Source organism: Thermococcus coalescens (assembly GCF_055392585.1).
In genome coordinates this window covers 1596261-1611784 of record NZ_AP043764.1, presented here as the reverse complement: position 1 = coordinate 1611784, position 15524 = coordinate 1596261, and the positions used below count along the sequence as shown (strand labels likewise).

Annotated in this window: 20 protein-coding genes; 10 read left to right on the top strand and 10 right to left on the bottom strand. The window is 54.1% G+C overall.

Features of this window, described 5'->3' with window-relative positions; genetic code table 11:
* Positions 1-20: 20 nt before the first annotated feature.
* From ACZ5M3_RS08915 to dph2, 4 genes are all read right to left on the bottom strand, one after another.
* The gene (locus ACZ5M3_RS08915) at positions 21-1730 is read right to left on the bottom strand and encodes a hypothetical protein (protein WP_464839289.1); all 1710 of its coding nucleotides are present in this window, start codon (positions 1728-1730) and stop codon (positions 21-23) included.
* Between the two features lie 56 nt (positions 1731-1786).
* Positions 1787-2740: a HEAT repeat domain-containing protein gene (locus ACZ5M3_RS08910; RefSeq protein WP_464839288.1), complete on the bottom strand. Its 954-nt coding sequence runs from the start codon at positions 2738-2740 to the stop codon at positions 1787-1789.
* A gap of 61 nt (positions 2741-2801) precedes the next feature.
* A complete protein-coding gene (locus ACZ5M3_RS08905) occupies positions 2802-3413 on the bottom strand; it encodes an METTL5 family protein (protein ID WP_464839287.1) in 612 nt (203 codons plus the stop codon).
* Positions 3410-4444 carry a diphthamide biosynthesis enzyme Dph2 gene (gene dph2 / locus ACZ5M3_RS08900; protein WP_464840854.1) on the bottom strand — a complete coding sequence of 345 codons (1035 nt, stop codon included), beginning with the start codon at positions 4442-4444 and terminating at the stop codon, positions 3410-3412. Before dph2 ends, ACZ5M3_RS08905 begins: the two co-directional genes overlap by 4 nt.
* 97 nt (positions 4445-4541) lie before the next feature.
* Here dph2 and ACZ5M3_RS08895 point away from each other — a divergent pair, with 97 nt between their 5' ends.
* The 7 genes from ACZ5M3_RS08895 to ACZ5M3_RS08865 all read left to right on the top strand — a co-directional run bounded on the left by ACZ5M3_RS08895 (position 4542) and on the right by ACZ5M3_RS08865 (position 8691).
* Positions 4542-5330, top strand: a complete 789-nt coding sequence (locus tag ACZ5M3_RS08895; RefSeq protein WP_464839286.1) for a hypothetical protein — start codon at positions 4542-4544, stop codon at positions 5328-5330.
* Positions 5331-5395: 65 nt separating this feature from the next.
* Positions 5396-5977, top strand: a complete 582-nt coding sequence (locus ACZ5M3_RS08890; protein WP_464839285.1) for a YiiX/YebB-like N1pC/P60 family cysteine hydrolase — start codon at positions 5396-5398, stop codon at positions 5975-5977.
* An 89-nt stretch (positions 5978-6066) separates the two neighbouring features.
* A complete protein-coding gene (locus tag ACZ5M3_RS08885) occupies positions 6067-6405 on the top strand; it encodes a heavy metal-binding domain-containing protein (protein ID WP_297089805.1) in 339 nt (112 codons plus the stop codon).
* Between the two features lie 2 nt (positions 6406-6407).
* On the top strand, positions 6408-7112 hold the full coding sequence (locus ACZ5M3_RS08880; protein WP_464839284.1) for a YhfC family glutamic-type intramembrane protease: 705 nt from the start codon (positions 6408-6410) through the stop codon (positions 7110-7112).
* A gap of 5 nt (positions 7113-7117) precedes the next feature.
* Positions 7118-7486, top strand: a complete 369-nt coding sequence (locus ACZ5M3_RS08875) for a PadR family transcriptional regulator (RefSeq protein WP_464840852.1) — start codon at positions 7118-7120, stop codon at positions 7484-7486.
* Positions 7476-7964 (top strand): DUF1648 domain-containing protein, encoded by a 489-nt coding sequence (locus ACZ5M3_RS08870; protein ID WP_464839283.1) that lies wholly within the window; start codon positions 7476-7478, stop codon positions 7962-7964. The genes ACZ5M3_RS08875 and ACZ5M3_RS08870 overlap by 11 nt, the downstream gene beginning before the upstream one ends.
* Positions 7951-8691 carry an SdpI family protein gene (locus ACZ5M3_RS08865; protein WP_464839282.1) on the top strand — a complete coding sequence of 247 codons (741 nt, stop codon included), beginning with the start codon at positions 7951-7953 and terminating at the stop codon, positions 8689-8691. The genes ACZ5M3_RS08870 and ACZ5M3_RS08865 overlap by 14 nt, the downstream gene beginning before the upstream one ends.
* Here ACZ5M3_RS08865 and ACZ5M3_RS08860 read toward each other — a convergent pair.
* From ACZ5M3_RS08860 to ACZ5M3_RS08845, 4 genes are read right to left on the bottom strand one after another with little or no spacing between them, the layout of a single operon-like run.
* The gene (locus tag ACZ5M3_RS08860; RefSeq protein ID WP_464839281.1) at positions 8688-9080 is read right to left on the bottom strand and encodes a sigma factor-like helix-turn-helix DNA-binding protein; all 393 of its coding nucleotides are present in this window, start codon (positions 9078-9080) and stop codon (positions 8688-8690) included. The genes ACZ5M3_RS08865 and ACZ5M3_RS08860 overlap by 4 nt on opposite strands.
* Positions 9064-9765 carry a hypothetical protein gene (locus ACZ5M3_RS08855; RefSeq protein ID WP_464839280.1) on the bottom strand — a complete coding sequence of 234 codons (702 nt, stop codon included), beginning with the start codon at positions 9763-9765 and terminating at the stop codon, positions 9064-9066. The genes ACZ5M3_RS08860 and ACZ5M3_RS08855 overlap by 17 nt, the downstream gene beginning before the upstream one ends.
* 24 nt (positions 9766-9789) lie before the next feature.
* Entirely contained in the window at positions 9790-10434 is a 645-nt protein-coding gene (locus tag ACZ5M3_RS08850) for a hypothetical protein (protein WP_464839279.1), read from the bottom strand.
* Positions 10424-11104: a hypothetical protein gene (locus ACZ5M3_RS08845; protein WP_464839278.1), complete on the bottom strand. Its 681-nt coding sequence runs from the start codon at positions 11102-11104 to the stop codon at positions 10424-10426. The genes ACZ5M3_RS08850 and ACZ5M3_RS08845 overlap by 11 nt, the downstream gene beginning before the upstream one ends.
* Positions 11105-11212: 108 nt before the next feature.
* Between ACZ5M3_RS08845 and ACZ5M3_RS08840 the strand changes: the two genes are divergently transcribed.
* From ACZ5M3_RS08840 to ACZ5M3_RS08830, 3 genes are all read left to right on the top strand, one after another.
* On the top strand, positions 11213-11842 hold the full coding sequence (locus ACZ5M3_RS08840; protein WP_464839276.1) for an IS607 family transposase: 630 nt from the start codon (positions 11213-11215) through the stop codon (positions 11840-11842).
* Positions 11835-13088: an RNA-guided endonuclease TnpB family protein gene (locus ACZ5M3_RS08835; protein ID WP_464839275.1), complete on the top strand. Its 1254-nt coding sequence runs from the start codon at positions 11835-11837 to the stop codon at positions 13086-13088. Before ACZ5M3_RS08840 ends, ACZ5M3_RS08835 begins: the two co-directional genes overlap by 8 nt.
* A gap of 70 nt (positions 13089-13158) precedes the next feature.
* Entirely contained in the window at positions 13159-13959 is an 801-nt protein-coding gene (locus ACZ5M3_RS08830) for a class I SAM-dependent methyltransferase (RefSeq protein WP_464839274.1), read from the top strand.
* Here ACZ5M3_RS08830 and ACZ5M3_RS08825 read toward each other — a convergent pair.
* Positions 13943-14332 carry a multidrug transporter gene (locus ACZ5M3_RS08825; RefSeq protein ID WP_464839273.1) on the bottom strand — a complete coding sequence of 130 codons (390 nt, stop codon included), beginning with the start codon at positions 14330-14332 and terminating at the stop codon, positions 13943-13945. The two genes, ACZ5M3_RS08830 and ACZ5M3_RS08825, sit on opposite strands and share 17 nt — an antisense overlap.
* A 239-nt stretch (positions 14333-14571) precedes the next feature.
* Positions 14572-15366 carry a nitrilase gene (locus ACZ5M3_RS08820; RefSeq protein WP_464839272.1) on the bottom strand — a complete coding sequence of 265 codons (795 nt, stop codon included), beginning with the start codon at positions 15364-15366 and terminating at the stop codon, positions 14572-14574.
* Positions 15367-15524: the final 158 nt, after the last annotated feature.

Here is a 15524-nt window from a genome sequence, read left to right as displayed (position 1 = left end):
CTCCCCCCTGCCAGCTGGATTCACGCAGTTTTGAACCTTTCCATTATCCTGGCCGCCACCTTACGTATCTCATCCTCATCTGAGTTAATGAGGCTCTCAAGAATTGGCAGAAAGGTTTCCCTGTCTATTTCAGGGCGTATTCCCCACATTGTTATCGCGTCGAGAACCATGAGAGCGGGAAACCGGAGTTCAGGGTTTGAAAGGGCGCCCTTCAGGAACTCCAGCACCCTGGACACCGCGTCTTCATCCCAGGTGTATACGAAGTAATAGCTGAAGAACTCCAGCGCGGGGACTGGGCTCTCCGCAAGCAGGGAGAGCATTCTCTCAAGGATGTCCCTCCTGCCTCCTTTTGAAGCAAGGATAGCGAGGATTTTTGCCCCTTTGTTTCTCTCCCAGGGGTTTCCGGAACTTACGACGTCAAAGAGCGCGGGGATAAGGGGATACAGCAGTTCAAACTCCCCGTTGTTCATCCTGTCCGCAAGCCTTGAGAGTGTCCAAATGGCGTTTGACCTCTTTCCGGGATCCCCTGAATGGAGAAGACCCTCAATCTCCCGAACGGAATCCGGCCGTGAGCGGAGGATATTAAGCAGCACCTCCGCGTCACCATCTTCCAGCACCCTCTCAAGGGACGGCAGTGAACCCCCATCGGAAAACTCCCCCACAGTGACCTCCACGGATTTTTCGTGCCGTCCCTGTGGAGCCGGAGGCGAGAACTCCACGACTCCCGCAGGGCCGCCGCTTGGACCGCCAACGACCTGAAACCTGGGTGTGAAATCCTCCACCCCCTCCTTCTCCAGGGTCTTTGAGAGCCATTTCAGGAGGAACTCATCGCCGATTGAGATGGCCAGATCCATTGCCATGGCGTACTCCCCGTTCAACACAAGCCTGTGAAGGACGTTTTTGGCCTCATCTGGTCTGGAGCGGTAGTAATTATAGAGCGCTTCCTCCACTCTACGTGTTACTTTTTTCGCCTTTGACCTCATAAAGAAGTCATCGCTCCGGGCGGCAACCCTCTTGACCCTCGAAAGAACCCTGGGGAGCACCTTGATCGCCTCATCAGGGACATCCATCTGAAGTGCCTCGGAGAGCACGTCAAGGACGAAATCCACCAGAATGTCGTCGTCACTCAAGAGGAGCCCCGATGCCTCCTCCAAGAGCGTTTCAAAGCTTCTGGTGTCTCCCGTAAACACAAAGATGTTGAGCAGAAGCCTGAGCCCCATACCCCTGAGGCGGGGGTTGTCCCGGGAGAGCAGCCAGGTGACCTTGGAACGAACCGCAGGAGAAGGATGGGCAACTGTGAGTTTTGTAACCAGTTCCGCCATCTCAAGGGACGCAAACTCCATCCCCGGGTCTTTCACCAGCTCAACCAGGATGTCCACAAGCTCCAGGAACTCCTCCTTCCCCAGGGGGAATCCCTCCGCCAGCGCAGAGAGAACCTTCAGAGATTTCGTTACGAGGCGGGGCTCTTTTGACTTTAGTGAGGAGATCACGGCGTCAAAGCCGTTGTTTATCACAAGAAGCCTCGTCTCCTCGTTTCCTTTCTTCAGAACTTCGTAGAGGGCAAGCAGTGCTCGAACCTTTGTATTCACGTCGTCTTCCCTAACTAAATCCAGAAGCATTAGAAGAACATCGCTGTCCTCCAGAGCCAGCCTAACGGCCTCCTTTATCTGCCACGAGAGCACCATTTCGCGCAGTTCATCCTTGGGTGGAATAGCCCTTTCGAACGGCACAATATGTAGTATAACCAACTTGACATATATCGCTTTCGCTTTTTGGTCATCTGAAGTTAGGGCGCCCTAGACGGCATGAGCAGCTCCATCAGCGTTGGATCAAGACCATCATCCTCCCTCGCCCACAGGCTCAGGAGGAGCGAAGTTCCGCCGAGTATCAACGCCAGGTTAAGAGCCTCCTCAACGCGCTTTTCAAGAAGAAGCTCTTTTATCACCCCCAACGCTTCCTCCTTTCTGGAGCGGTAATACGAAAACAGCACCTTCTCCACTTCGGTTCTCACGTTGGAGGCTCTGGAGCGAATGAGAATATTCTCGGCGCCGTTTTCAATGTTTTTAAGAACGTTCAAGAAACTCACGAGGCGCCTCATCATGTCGGCGGAGAGATGGAACGCAAGAACTTCTTCCAGAAAGTCCAATCCCGCCTCAATGAGCAGGACATTATTACTGGTCAGGAGGTCGGTGATGCACTCCAGCACCGCCTCACTCCTTCCGTCGAGATTTCCGGAGTTGAGGAAGAGGCGCATGCCAAGACCCCGCACGTACATGTTGTCCGCATTGAGCAGCCCGTCTATCCTGGCCCTGCTTCTCCAGCTCAATGGGGGCATCTGGAGTTTGCGGAACAGATCGAGGAGCGACAGATATATGAAAGTGTCCCCTCTCTCTGCCACAGGAACCGAGGCGTCTATCAGCGTCAGGAGCCTTATCTCGTCTATCTGCATCCCATCGAGAAGCCTGAGGAGAACCTCCAGCGTTCTTGACACGATCCTGCTGTCCTTGTCCCCTAAAAGAGCCACTAAACGGTTGAAGCCGTTTCTCAGCACGGCGGACTTTGTCTTACCATCAGGATCCTTGAGGAGTTCCCCAAGGGCTGTAAGTGCCCGCAGACGAGTGGTGGCGTCCTCATCTTCCAGAAGTCGGAGGAGAGATGTGACCACGTATTCGTCTCCGTTGGCGATGTCTATTACATCCATCGCCCGCCAGGACATCACTAGTTCCCTAATTTGATCCATGGGCTCCACCCCTCATTATACCCACGAGATATTGAACTTCATCCAATATATTGTTTTCGCTTTACACACGTTGGAACCGATACACATCGACGGAGATCCTCTCCAGCTTCTTCCGGTGGAAGAAGAACTGTGCTGGAATCTCAAAAGGAAGAGTTACTCTATGCGTTATCGAGAAATGGAAGTCTCCAACAAACGCCTCGATGAAGCGTCTGACCTCGGGCTTGGCCAGATGAATGGAGTAAACAACATCGCTTACCTCAAAGGCCTTAATTAGGAAAGGCCTGTCCGCGTGGGGGTTCTGGCTCCCAAACGGGGGGTTCATAACGACGGTGTCCACACTGCCGGAAAACTCCGAGACGTCGGAGTGCACCACCTCAACGCAGTCCGCAAGGCCATGGGCCAGGATGTTGTGCATCAGAACCTCAAGGGCGGATGCGTCCCTCTCCACTGCATAGACTTTTACGGCCCCCAGCAGACAGGCGCCGACCGTTAACACCCCCGTTCCGGCGCCGAGATCCGCCACGACCTTATCTTCGATGTCCCCCATGGAGTGGGCCAGCCAGAGGAGCTCGGCCGCAACGTTTCCCGGCGTCCTGTACTGTTCAAGTTCGGGTTTGGGGTTTCTGAAACCCTCAAGTCTTGAAAGCACCATCGCAAGATGCTTCTTCCTCAACCTCTCACCCCGTGAAGAGCCATTCCTACGAGTTCGTTGATCTCACGCTTCCCACCAAGTATCTCATCGAAAGCGTAGTCCTCGCGGAGGCCCAGCACTATCTCCACCTCCCTCGGCGTCAGCACGGGCTTCCTCCAGTTCTCGTAGTCGTCTATCGGAACCCTTGGACAGGCGACGACTACATAGGCGTCGAAGTCGAAGCCTTCGAGGGCAGGGTAGTTTATGTGATTCATCGCTATCAGTCTGGCGTACTTCCCGTGCTCCCGGAGGAGTTTAACGATTCTCCTCGCCTCAGCCAGGCGGAGCTGGCCCTTCTTGGTGCTGGTTATGACGCCGAATTTTTGAGCCTCCATCGCCTTCGCTATCTGGGCCCAGCGCTTCCTTACCAGCCTCTCAGCCTCCCGATCCATCCAGATGGCGTCCCCGGAGTAGGGGTTCACCGCCAGTGTGGGTTTTCTGGTTGCTACGGCCACCCCAAGGGGGTGGAAGTAGCCGGCCCCTATGAAGAGAACCCCTCCGGCATCGACCTTAGCCGCGGTAAAATTGCAGCCGAGAACCTGACCGGGCCAGCTCACGCGGGAGTCACCCTCCCCAACGACAACATCAAACCCCTCCTTTTCCAGAAATTCCTTCGCCCTTTCGAGCTGGTGGATGTGCTGGGCGGTCGTAACGAGGGCGATCCTCCTCCCGAGCTTTTTAATCTCCTCAAGGTTCTTCTCCAAGGCCGGGACAACGTCCACCCCGGCAAAGGCCGGCACGAATATCGTCGGGACTTCGAGGTGGAGCGTCATGTAGCTGTGGCCGAGGTGTATCAGCGCATCGCAGCTGAGAAGCTTTGCCTCCCTGTCAGCGGGGTCGCAGGCGCCGTAGTTTATGTCCCCGCTTATTATCGCCTCGATACCGTTCTCCTCAAGGAAATCGGCCAGGGATTGGGCCTCCCCTTTTAGACCTTCGGGCGTCTGGATGAGCACACGTTTAGCGTTGAGCTCTCGAAGGGTTTTCAGTATCTCGCCGCTCGAAACTTCATGCATTGAACCCACCAGAGTCCATAGCAGAGAAGCCTTTAAATGCCCATCGGAGGTTATACCATTGAAAAAAGTTAAAAGCCAAAAATCAAAATAGAAAATGGTGAACAATGTGGTGGAGTTTTTCGGGCTCCTCGGCGAGGCGTGGGGGAAGTTTGAGGAAACCAAGTGGCTCCTTCCAGTACCGGTGGCGATGAGCCTGATGAACTACGGGAAGGTCCTCGAAGTCCTGAACGTCGGGGGCTTCCATTTTGGAATCCAGTTCCCCCTGCCCGAGCCGACGCCCACCCTATGGAGCCTCGTCTCCCTGCCGGCGAGGGCATCCGGTGCCGCCTTTTCCCCCGAAGGCATAACCTTCACGGTGCTCATGGTACTCCTTGGAAGCTACATCGAAGCGGGCTACCTCGGAAGCATAAGGGATGAGGTTCTGATGCGTGAGAGCAGCTTTCTCAAGAACGCGGGGAGGGACTTTCCAGAGTTCCTCAAGTTCAACGCCATGCTCTACACGGTCATGATGCTTCTAATCCTCACACTCTTGGCCTCACCGTTTACCTTCATCCCGGCCTTTGCCGGGCTCCTCATCCTCTACGCGGTCTACGGGACACCGTTTCTGATCTCAATCGGGGGTCTCGGATTCATGGATGCCCTGCGGGTGAGCCTTGGACTCGCGATGAGGGGCGGCGAATACCTCGACTACGCCCTCAAGTACCTCGCTCTGGGAGCATTCATCTCAGTCCCGCTGACGCTGATAGTAGCCAGCATGGGGGTGGTGGGCCTGGTGGCTGGTCTGCTACTCTCCGCTCCAATCTCGCTGACACTGAGCACGGCCACACTTCTTTTCTTCCTGGCGCTTGGGGACCCCGGGACTAAAGGGGACATCGATAGCCACTAATGGTTTTCAGTAAACCTTATCAATCATTAATGCACATATTACTTCTGCCATCCGGAGGTGATCGAATGAAGGGAAGGCTGGGCATAATCGTTGGACTGCTGGTCGTGCTGGCCATGGCAGCGCCCGTCTCTGCCCTTACAGGGAGCGGGGGAAACTACTGGCACCCCTACCCCACCAACGTGATACCCGGAGACATCGTCATAGGGCACGGACAGAAGAGCGACTTCTTCATACCGGGGTACTGGACGCACACCGGAATCGTGGCGTATTATGACCCCTATTACGGCGATTGGGTCGTTATTGAGGCCTGGGAATCAGGGATAAGGATGGTTCTGCTCTCTGACTTCCTCAGCAGGTACGACGCCGTTGCGGTTCTACGCGTTGCTACCAGCGATTACGTGAGGCAGAACGCCGTCTACTTCGCATACCAGCAGCTGGGCAAGCCCTACGACTGGGGCTGGTGGACGAAGCAGGTGTACGGGGACAGCTACTACTGCTCCGAGCTCGTCTGGGCGGCATACACAGCCGCGGGCGGGCCGGACATAGACGCAAACCCCGGCTGGACGTGGACCTATCTCAACGGCGTCGCGCCGCAGGAGGTCTACGACGACGATGACACCTACGTGATATACTACCACTCGGTCTGATTCTTTCCCCCTCTTTCTGCCGGGACAGAAAGCCTTAAATATCCTGAGGCAGATAATACCTCGAAGTTCGATGCATCGAGGTGATAGGTATGGGCGACGTACTCATAACGACCACCGAGAACATCCCCGGCTACCGCGTGGTCGAGGTGAAAGGCCTCGCCAGGGGCGGAATAGTCAGGGCCACCCACGTGGGCAGGGACATCATGGCGTTTTTCAAGAACCTGAAGGGCGGCGAGGTTCAGGAGTACACTCAGATGCTGGCGGAGGCAAGAGAGGAAGCCCTGAGGAGAATGAAGCTCCATGCGGAGGACATGGGGGCCAATGCAGTCATAGGAGTCCGCTTCATGACGTCCGCGGTTGCCTCGGGGATGGCCGAGATATACGCCTACGGCACGGCGGTGGTCGTTGAGAGGATCGAGGAGGAGTGAGCATGTACCTCCTTCCTTTCCCCATACTCGGCGGGCTGCTGGCGTGGGCAACGGTTTACCTGCTCGGCTTCGAAAAGCAGAGGTTGGGGGAGTTCGTCCTCGGCTTGGCCGCGTTTTTCATCGCAATGATAATCCAGAACCCCGTCCAGCAGCTCCCGCTACTGGGAATGGGGATAAAGTCCAACGCCGACGTCATAGCCAGGGGAACAGTCTTTGTCATAGGTGTTTCGGTATGGGTCGGGCTCATCGCGGGTATAGTCCAGGAGGGGGCAAAGTACCTCCTCGTGAAGGGGAAGAGCCTGAACACAGGCCTGTTTATGGGGCTGGGTTTTGGAATAACGGAGGTCTTCGTTGTAGCCGGGATTGCTCTGGCGGGGGCTCTCGCCACGGGAAAACCGCTCGACGTGCCGCTAAGCACGGCGCTCCTTTCGATGGTGGAGCGCTACTTCGTCGTCCTGTTCCACGTCGGAACCGGAATATACCTCGCGTATGCCTACAGGGAGGGCTACGGGAAGACGGGCCTTCTGGCGATGATAGGAGTCCACACGGTCATAGATTCCCTGGCGGCTTACTATCAGCTCACGAAGAGCGAGCCGGTCATGTACGCGGTAGAGTTTATAACCGCCCTCGCCGCACTGGGACTGCTGTACTACATGATTCCAAAGGCAAAGGTGGAACTCCCGAAGGAAGAGGAAGCCCTGTGGTGAGCGACGTGCTGATGGACAGGAAGGAGAAAGCCCTCAAGAAGCTGAGAAAAGACCTTCGCTCAGGCCTCTACTCCTACCTGGTGCTCCTGCTCCTGGAGAGGGAGGAAGAACTCCACGGCTACGCAATACGGAAAAGACTTGAGGAGCTCAGCGACGGCAGAATCGTGCCCAGTGAGGGCGCTCTGTACGACATCCTCAAGAGCCTGAAGAAGATAGGCCTGATCCAGGACGAGTGGGCAGAAGTCGGGGGAAGGCCGAGGAAGTACTATTCCCTGACGAAGCTGGGCAGGGAAGTCCTGAGCGAGATGAAGATGGAGATAGGGGCGATAATGGAGACCCTGGGGCGGATGGAGGGAAGTGGTGATGGACACTAAAAAGGGATCCGTCCTCAATTTCCTTTGGATGGAAGACTCCGTGCGGTTCTATCTCCTGTTGCAACTTGTTTTTATCGGTGCGTATCTTTTTCTGGTGGCGGCTCTGTGGAATAACCTCCCAGAGACCATCGCGGTGCACTTCAAGTCCTCCGGAACGCCGGACACTTTCTCGGACAAGCTGTGGGGCGTGGTCGAACTGCCCACCCTTGTGTGGCTTCTGCCATTTGTCCTGACGCTACTCACGAAAAACCCCGAGTTTTCCCTGCGGATGCGCATCTATCCCGGGAAAATAAAAGCCTGGACTGAGCTCATGACCCTGATGAGCGCCGGAATCATCGTTGTTATATCTACCGCGGTGCTCTACAATGCCGGGTTTACTTCCGGAAAGGCAGTCAGCTACGCGGGGGTTCTTATCATAGCCGCCGTTCTCGTGGGGATTTATCGCTTGATTACAGGTGGCGTGAATGGACGGGTATGAGTTCCTCAGAATCCTGTGGGCAGTATTTCTCGGCCTCGGCATAATTGCCGCGGGAGTTCTCGCCCTCACCTCAAAGGGCGAGCCGGGGATGGGGTTCAGGATAGGCTACACCTACCTTTCAGAGAGGGCGAAAAGGAGGGCGAACCGCGTTTCAGGGGTCGGAACTGTCCTCACAGGGCTTTTTCTCGTGCTTCTCTCCCCGTTTCTGAGGTTTGCATGGCTGGTTGTCGTGCTGCTCGCTGGCCTCGGAACAACGACGCTCCTCGCATACCTGGCCGCAAAGCGCGAGTACGGGCTTGAGGAGCTCTCGGAGGAAGTCCGGGGGAGACCGGGAAGGAGGATAGAACCTCCCAGTGTGGGGATGTGCATTGCCCTCCAGTCGGCCTTCGTCGGCGTCTCCCTTGCCCTCTTAACCAGGAAGCTCCCGGGGGAAGAAGGGACCGCCTTAATAACCTTCGTTCAGCTTTTCCTCCTCGCGCTGACCTTTTTAGTCTCCCGACCTCTCTTTTTCCAGCTCTCCCCGAAGTTCAAAGGGGAGATGGCGCTCGGTTTCGCAAAGGCTATGGCAATTGTCTCAGGCATCATTACCCTCCAGCTGGCGGCTGTAGCACTAAAACCGGACGCGAGCCCCCTCGTTGGAATCATCATGCTCCTCGTTGCACTCGGCGCGGTATTCTATGCGGCATTCATTTCCCTAACGAGTGCCCACGAGGAGGGCTATTACTAGCTCTCCAGAGCCTTTATCAGCTCTTTAACTTCCTTTTTCCCGATAATTCCCAGCTCGACGGCGTGCCCGAGGATGTAATCCGGAAGACTATCCCCGAAGAAAGCCTTAATTCCCTTTCCGGGCAGGTAGAAGGCGTAGACCCTCACTCTTTTGTCTCCAACCTTACCAGTGAAGACGGCAAAGCCCTTCCCGGCGTTGACCCTCACGACGTCCCAGGAGAAGACCTCCGCCAGGCCAAAGAAGGCCTCGAAGAGCTTGACCCTCGCATCCTTCAGTGCCTTGTTGACTGCCTGTCTTGAGATTCCGAGGGCTTCCGCTATCTCGACCTCGCGCATGCCTTTGGCCTTCATGAGCCAGACCCTCTCCATGCCCTCAGGAAGTCTGAGCATCTGCGACCCCCCTAAGCAGGTTCAGGAACTCGCTTCCATCCCTGCAGGAAAGCAGGTAGGACTTCCCGCCCGCCCTAAGCAGTATCAGATCTTCCGCCCGAAAAGCCTTTACCATTCCGAAGATGAGGAGACCGAAGATAAAGCTTGGGATCAGGGTCTTCGGCCCCATCGTGAAGAGGGGATAGAGCAGCAAAAAAGCCAGAGAAAAGGGGGCTGCGATATACACAACGTCCCGCCTTTTCACTGGCAGCGTCAGGGTCAGAAAGAAGACGGTGTAGAGAGCTATTATGAGCGGGGCAAAGTATAGGCCAAGGGGGTTCTTGTCGCCGGGCAGGATCAAGTAGAGAACGGCAAGTGCCACCACCAGACTCCACAGACCCGCGTAGGCCCTGAAGTGCCTCGCCACCGTGCCGTACTCGAGGCGCGAGATGAGAGCTACTTCCTCGATGGAATCAAGGGGGATTCTCTCCTTCATCAAGCCAAAGCCGTAGAGGAAGATGAGCTCCTTTTCCCTGAGCTCAGCACCGAAGGGAACGGAGAAGATGAAGAAGTAGGGGAAGAGCCAAGCGAGATTCCAGCCTCTGGCGGCCTGGAGGAGAACGCCAATGGCACTCCCAACCAGCGATAGGGCCAGGAAGAACAGCGGAAGTCCCCTGACCGGGAAGGGGGAGAGCCTAAGCCTCATGGACACCACCTGCAAAGGCTTTCATCACTTTCTTCGCGTCATAGCACCGGAGCACAACCTTTCCCCCTTGGTTGATACGAGAACGTAATCGAGAGCCGCGAAGAGCGGGAAGTACAGGAGCCCAAGGAACGAGTGCATGGTAACCCATACAGCCCAGTCAGGGACGTATCCCCTGAAAGGAAGGAGCATAAGCCACGGGAGGAGCACCGCGAGGAGGACGAAGAGGTTAGTCCGCTCCTTCAGGAGGTGCAGCGGCAGGAAAACGCTGATGGAGTAAAGAGCGGCAAGGTACAAAACGCTGCCGAGAAGAGGAAGTTCCCCACTCCTGAAAAGCAGGGAAACGGCGAGGACGTAGTACATGGGAACCACCATGTCCCTCCAAACGTACCGGATTAACCTGCCCCTCCGTATTCTACCCAGATCGGCGACCTCCAGAACTTCCCCCATCCCGAACCTGAAAAGGGGCCCGTACCTGAGCACCAATTTTCCATCCCTGAGCTCAACACCAGAGCCCGACACGAGTCCAAAAAGGAGCCCGAGGAGAATCAGTGTTGGGAGGAAATGCTCAGGGGGACGGAGGGCGAGGAGCAGCATTACCATGAGAACGGCAAGTCTCATAACCTCAACTACTGGAGGGGCCGTCACGGGCCATGTGCCTTCAATCTTCACCGGCACCACCCAGATGGGACAGCATTCTATTAACATCCCCCTTGGAGGTATACCTGATATGATAAACACCGTTCTCGGTCACGAGGAATAGCGTGTTCATAACCCCGGGCCCGCCCTCCCAAAAGATGCCAGTGAGAAGGATTCCTATGGCTACCAGCGGAAGGGCCATCTTCACCCCGTAGAAATAACCAACAACACCGACGAGCAGGGTGAGCAGAAAAATCAGCGCGGCTCCTTTCCGTTTCTCTGCATCAGAGTATGTGTACGACGTGAGTTGGACCCCACCGAAAAGAAGCCATGCCAAACCAACCCACCCAAATTCACTAAAGAAAAACGCCAGAATCCCAAAGATCACCGTAAGAACAGGCAGAATTAGAACTTCAGGAGCATAGCGGGCAAAAGCAAGGTACCTGTTTGATGGAACGTCTATAACTTCGATTATCTCGCTGAACTCAACAACCTCCCTGTGTTTGAATATGATGCCCCATTCAAAAACTATGCCTCCTTCATTAACGCGAACCCTACGGCCGTAAAACAAGAGAATCCCCAAAGCCACCAAGATGAAGGAGAGCGCCAACAGAGCACTACTTCTGAATAGCACGCCAGTACTGAAGGTGGCAAACCCCAAACCCACTGTGATCCAGTACCCCCTGGGGGGACCTGCCCTCATGAATCCCACCTTTTGTCAACCTTGGTAAGTTGACAAAATATTTAAGCCTTGCTTAACTGTTCTCTCTGAACGAAAGCTTTAAATATTTTCGTGAATAATTGTGAGTGTATGGTAGTGAAAGAGAAACTCTACACGGTCAAACAAGCGAGCGAAATTCTCGGCGTCCACCCAAAAACAATCCAGAAATGGGATAGAGAAGGGAAAATCAAAACCGTTAGAACACCCGGCGGACGGAGAAGGATACCAGAAAGCGAAATCAAAAGAATTCTCGGCATAAGCGAGGAAAACGGACTAATCATTGGCTATGCAAGAGTCTCAAGCCACACCCAAAAAGACGACTTAGAAAGACAAGTCGAGGCCATCGAGCAATATGCAAAAGAACGTGGCTGGCAAGTCCAAATCCTCAAAGACATTGGCTCAGGATTGAACGAGAACAGGAAGAACTACCGCAAACTTCTCGAACTCGTGGCAGATGGAGAAGTCTCAAAAGTCATCGTCACCTATCCCGACAGGCTCACCCGCTTTGGTTTCAAAACTATCGAATTCTTCTTCAAGGAGAACGGTGCAGAGATAATCATTATCAACGACAAAGAAAAATCCCCACGAGAGGAACTCATTGAAGACTTAATAACCATAATATCGCACTTCGCTGGAAAGCTCTACGGAATGCGCTCCCACAAATACAAAAAGCTCAAGGAAGGCGTGAAAAAATTAATCGAGGAGGTCGAGAATGACTAAAGTCGTTCTCACATACAGAATGCCCCACAACTGGAACATTGATTTGTTCCTCAAAGAATACCAAAGACTACTCCAGAGGGCAATTGATAAAATATGGGATAACACAACTTGGAGAGAGAAGAAGGTCAAGCACAGGTATTCTGTCGGAAGAAAAAATTACAGCTACTATGAGACAACCCGCATAATCCCTTATTTTCTACAAACAAACGAGTTCAAGCGGGAACTGAGGAACGAACTCCTTCGAGAGTGGCCTTTCGCCAAGCACTACGTTGATTCTGCAATAAAGACCGCTTATTCAGTCCTCAAAAGCTGGAGACAGAACTACCTCAAGGGAAAAAGAAAAAGAGCGAAGCCAATCGTTAAGCGGAAGTTCGTGAGGGTTAAAACAACCCTAATGAAAGTCGAAGGCTCGAAGATAAGAGTAACCATCAAGCCGAGAGAAGAATACCTTGAACTGGACTTCTCAAAGGAGTGGTTCTACGAGAGAATCAAGGATTGGAAGGTTGGCGAGCTAATAATCAGGGAGAGCGACGTTCTGCTAACCTTCTCAAAGGAAGTCGAGTTCTCTGGGAGAATTAAAATTGGTATTGACAGTAACCTGACGAGCCTCGACATCTTTCACCCTGAAAAGGGCTGGATTAGAGTGGACTTGAGCGAGCTACACAGGATTGCCGAGACTTATGACAGGATTATTGACGGACTGAAGAGTGTTCAGCGGAAAGCCTCGAAGAGGATTGGAGCGTTGCTCAAGAAATACTGGACGAGGAGAAGGAACAGGATTGAAGATTATTTGAACAAGCTCGCAGTTCAGCTTTCGAGGGAGTTTCCAGATACGGTTTTCGTCTTCGAGGATTTGGACAAGTTCAAAATGCTCCAGAGCGGTTCGAGGAAGTTTAACAGAAAGCTTTCCCGTGCCACTTGGAAGAAGATTGTTGGAAAGCTTTCCTATCGTGTTCCAATCGAGTTTGTTAATCCTGCTTACACTTCGTCCACCTGCCCGGTGTGTGGGAGTAGGTTGGAGTCCCGAAACGGGCTGGTGGAATGTCATAATTGTGGGTTTAAGGCGGATAGACAGTTCGTTGGTGCGTTCAACGTTTTGGTGCGGGGACTTGGGGTCGCCCTAAGCGGGGTTGAGCGTGATGATTTGCTCTCCGATGAACCCAGAGGGGAGCTGAACGTGATGAAACCCAAGTCCGTCGTGAGGGTTGATTTGAATGGGCGTAGGTTTGCTTACACTCACTCATAAAAACTCACGACGGACAGACCCCTTTCGATAGGCTTAAATTATCCCGCTCACTCCATCATGTGGTGATGCCATGTCCCTGGAGGAGCTCTACCGGTACATAAACTGGCGGATGAATCCCAATGATGAGAGGGCAAGGGAAAGATTCGAAAAGATAGAGGAGTTCTTCAGGAGCATAGCAGGCGAGCTGCCGTCAAAAGCCCGGGTTCTGGACATATGCGCCGGAACAGGAATTGCAGGCGTCGCCCTCGCGAAGGTAACCAACGCCAGACTCCTAACGCTCCTCGATGCCAGAAAAGGCGACCTCGACTTGGCGGGGGAGTGGCTTAAGCTGGCCGGGGTAAAGCCCGAGCTCAGACTCGTCCAGGGCGACGCGAGGGAGGTAGCGAGACTTGTGGGCGAGCACGATACAGCCGTTCTCTGGGGCTTCACCATGCCCCACTTTGACCCCTTCGACGCGGTCAGGCTGTTCGCTGGAGTTGCCCTCGCACTCAGCGACGATGGTGTTTTCCTGGTGGAGGACACGGACAGGGTTTACTGGGTAATGTACCGTGCTGGCTACCGGAAGTTCCTGGTGGAGGGCAGGAGGGAAGGGTACACCATCGCCTCCATGCACGAGGGCTACGACTTCGTCAGGGGGACGTTCAGAAGGGGCTACTACATCCTTCCGGGGTTCAAGAAGATAACCGACGTCGATTTCCATTACTGGGACATCTCAACACAGCTCGCAATCGGGAAGGTCTTCTTCAGAGATGCAAAACTCATACCCGGCGAGAGTAGAGGCGTCGAAAATGTCTGGGGCGTACTGTACTTCAAAAAGCCAAGAAAGGACATCGCCGAGCTTGTGCTGGAGGACTTCAGCCGTCCACTTTAAACCTCATCTCTATTTCCTGGCTAACGTTGCCGTTTCTGATCACGAGGTAGTAGTTCCCTGCGGGCACATTGAAATCAAGGTCAACCTCCGTGACGTTTTCCCAGCTGACAACGACGTTGTCCCCGTTAGCGTCCTCAAAGTAGCCGGACTTCGAGACAACCACATAGGCTGAAAACGGGTTCTTGGCTATTATCTGGCCGCGTATATGGGAATTCGCCGGAAGAAGCTCGGCCTGGATGTTGTGGGGCCCGAAGAGTCCCTTCTGATAGGAATAGTCAGCCGGGAACATCTCGGCATTGACCACTAGCCCAATCACGAGGGCAACCGCAACGGGTGCAATCAAAAGGATGTACCTCCTTTTTCTCGCCATCATCTACCATCTATTGCCTTAGTTCTTAAAATACTTTCGGAAGGGTACACCAAACCAGGAATAGAGCCCTCTGGAGCGAGTTTTATGTAGATTTTCCAACGGGTGGTTAATTCCATTGGATGGTATTGAACACCGCCCCACCAATGTTGGCAACATTACAACATGGTTGGTAACGGCCCATAACCGGAGCAAAAAAGATGCAAACATTCCAAAATACAAAAGTGGGGATAAAACAGATATTATCACAGTGAGTAGAACTCAGGTCGTCTGTCCCTGAACACGTCATTGATGTCGTTGAGCCGCTTGTCCCTCGCAAGCTCAAGGTCAACCTCGACGACGGCGACCTCTTCTTTATCCTCGCTCCCCACGGCCAGCACCTCGGCCCTGGGTGATGCTATCGTGCTCTTGCCTATAAAGCGCAGACCCCTTTCCTCACCTATTCTGTTGGCGGTTATAGTGTAAACACGGTTCTCTAGGGCTCTGATCGGCATCGCCATCGGGGCGTAGGGCATCACGAGGTTGCTCGGGTGGGCTATGATGTCAGCCCCCTTCAGGGCAAGGGTTCTGGCGGATTCCGGAAAGAACCAGTCGAAACATATCATCACCCCCACCTTGGCGATGCCGATATTGAAGACGTGGAAGCCGAGGTTGCCCGGCTCGAAGAAGAGCTTCTCTCGGTAGAACAGGTGAACCTTGCGGTACTTGCCTATGTAGCCGCTACCTATCGGGCCCGTCATCACGGCGGAGTTGTAGAGCCTGCCCTTCTCGTCCTTTTCGGCCGTCCCGGCGACTATGAACACGTCAAGCTCACGTGAAAGCTCGGCCAGAAACCGCGTAGTGGGGCCGTCCGGTATCTCCCCTGCCACATCCTCGACCTCACTCCTGCTCTCGAAGTTGTAGCCGGTATCAAAGAGCTCCGGTAAAACCACGAGTTTGGCCCCTCTATCCACCGCCTCGCGGATCATCTCCTCTGCCCTGGAGTAGTTCACCTCGGGCTCAAGGAGAACCGGCTCCATCTGGACGTAGGCCACCTTCATGCTATCACCACTCCAAGTTGCCCTCGGGATAGATAAGGTTAGCGGACAAGCATTCCAAAGTCCATACTGGTCTAATCCGATTGTTTGTAAAGCCACAGGCATTTTTACATTACTGCGATATTCAGGACAACGCATCCACTTTTAAAAGGACATATTAA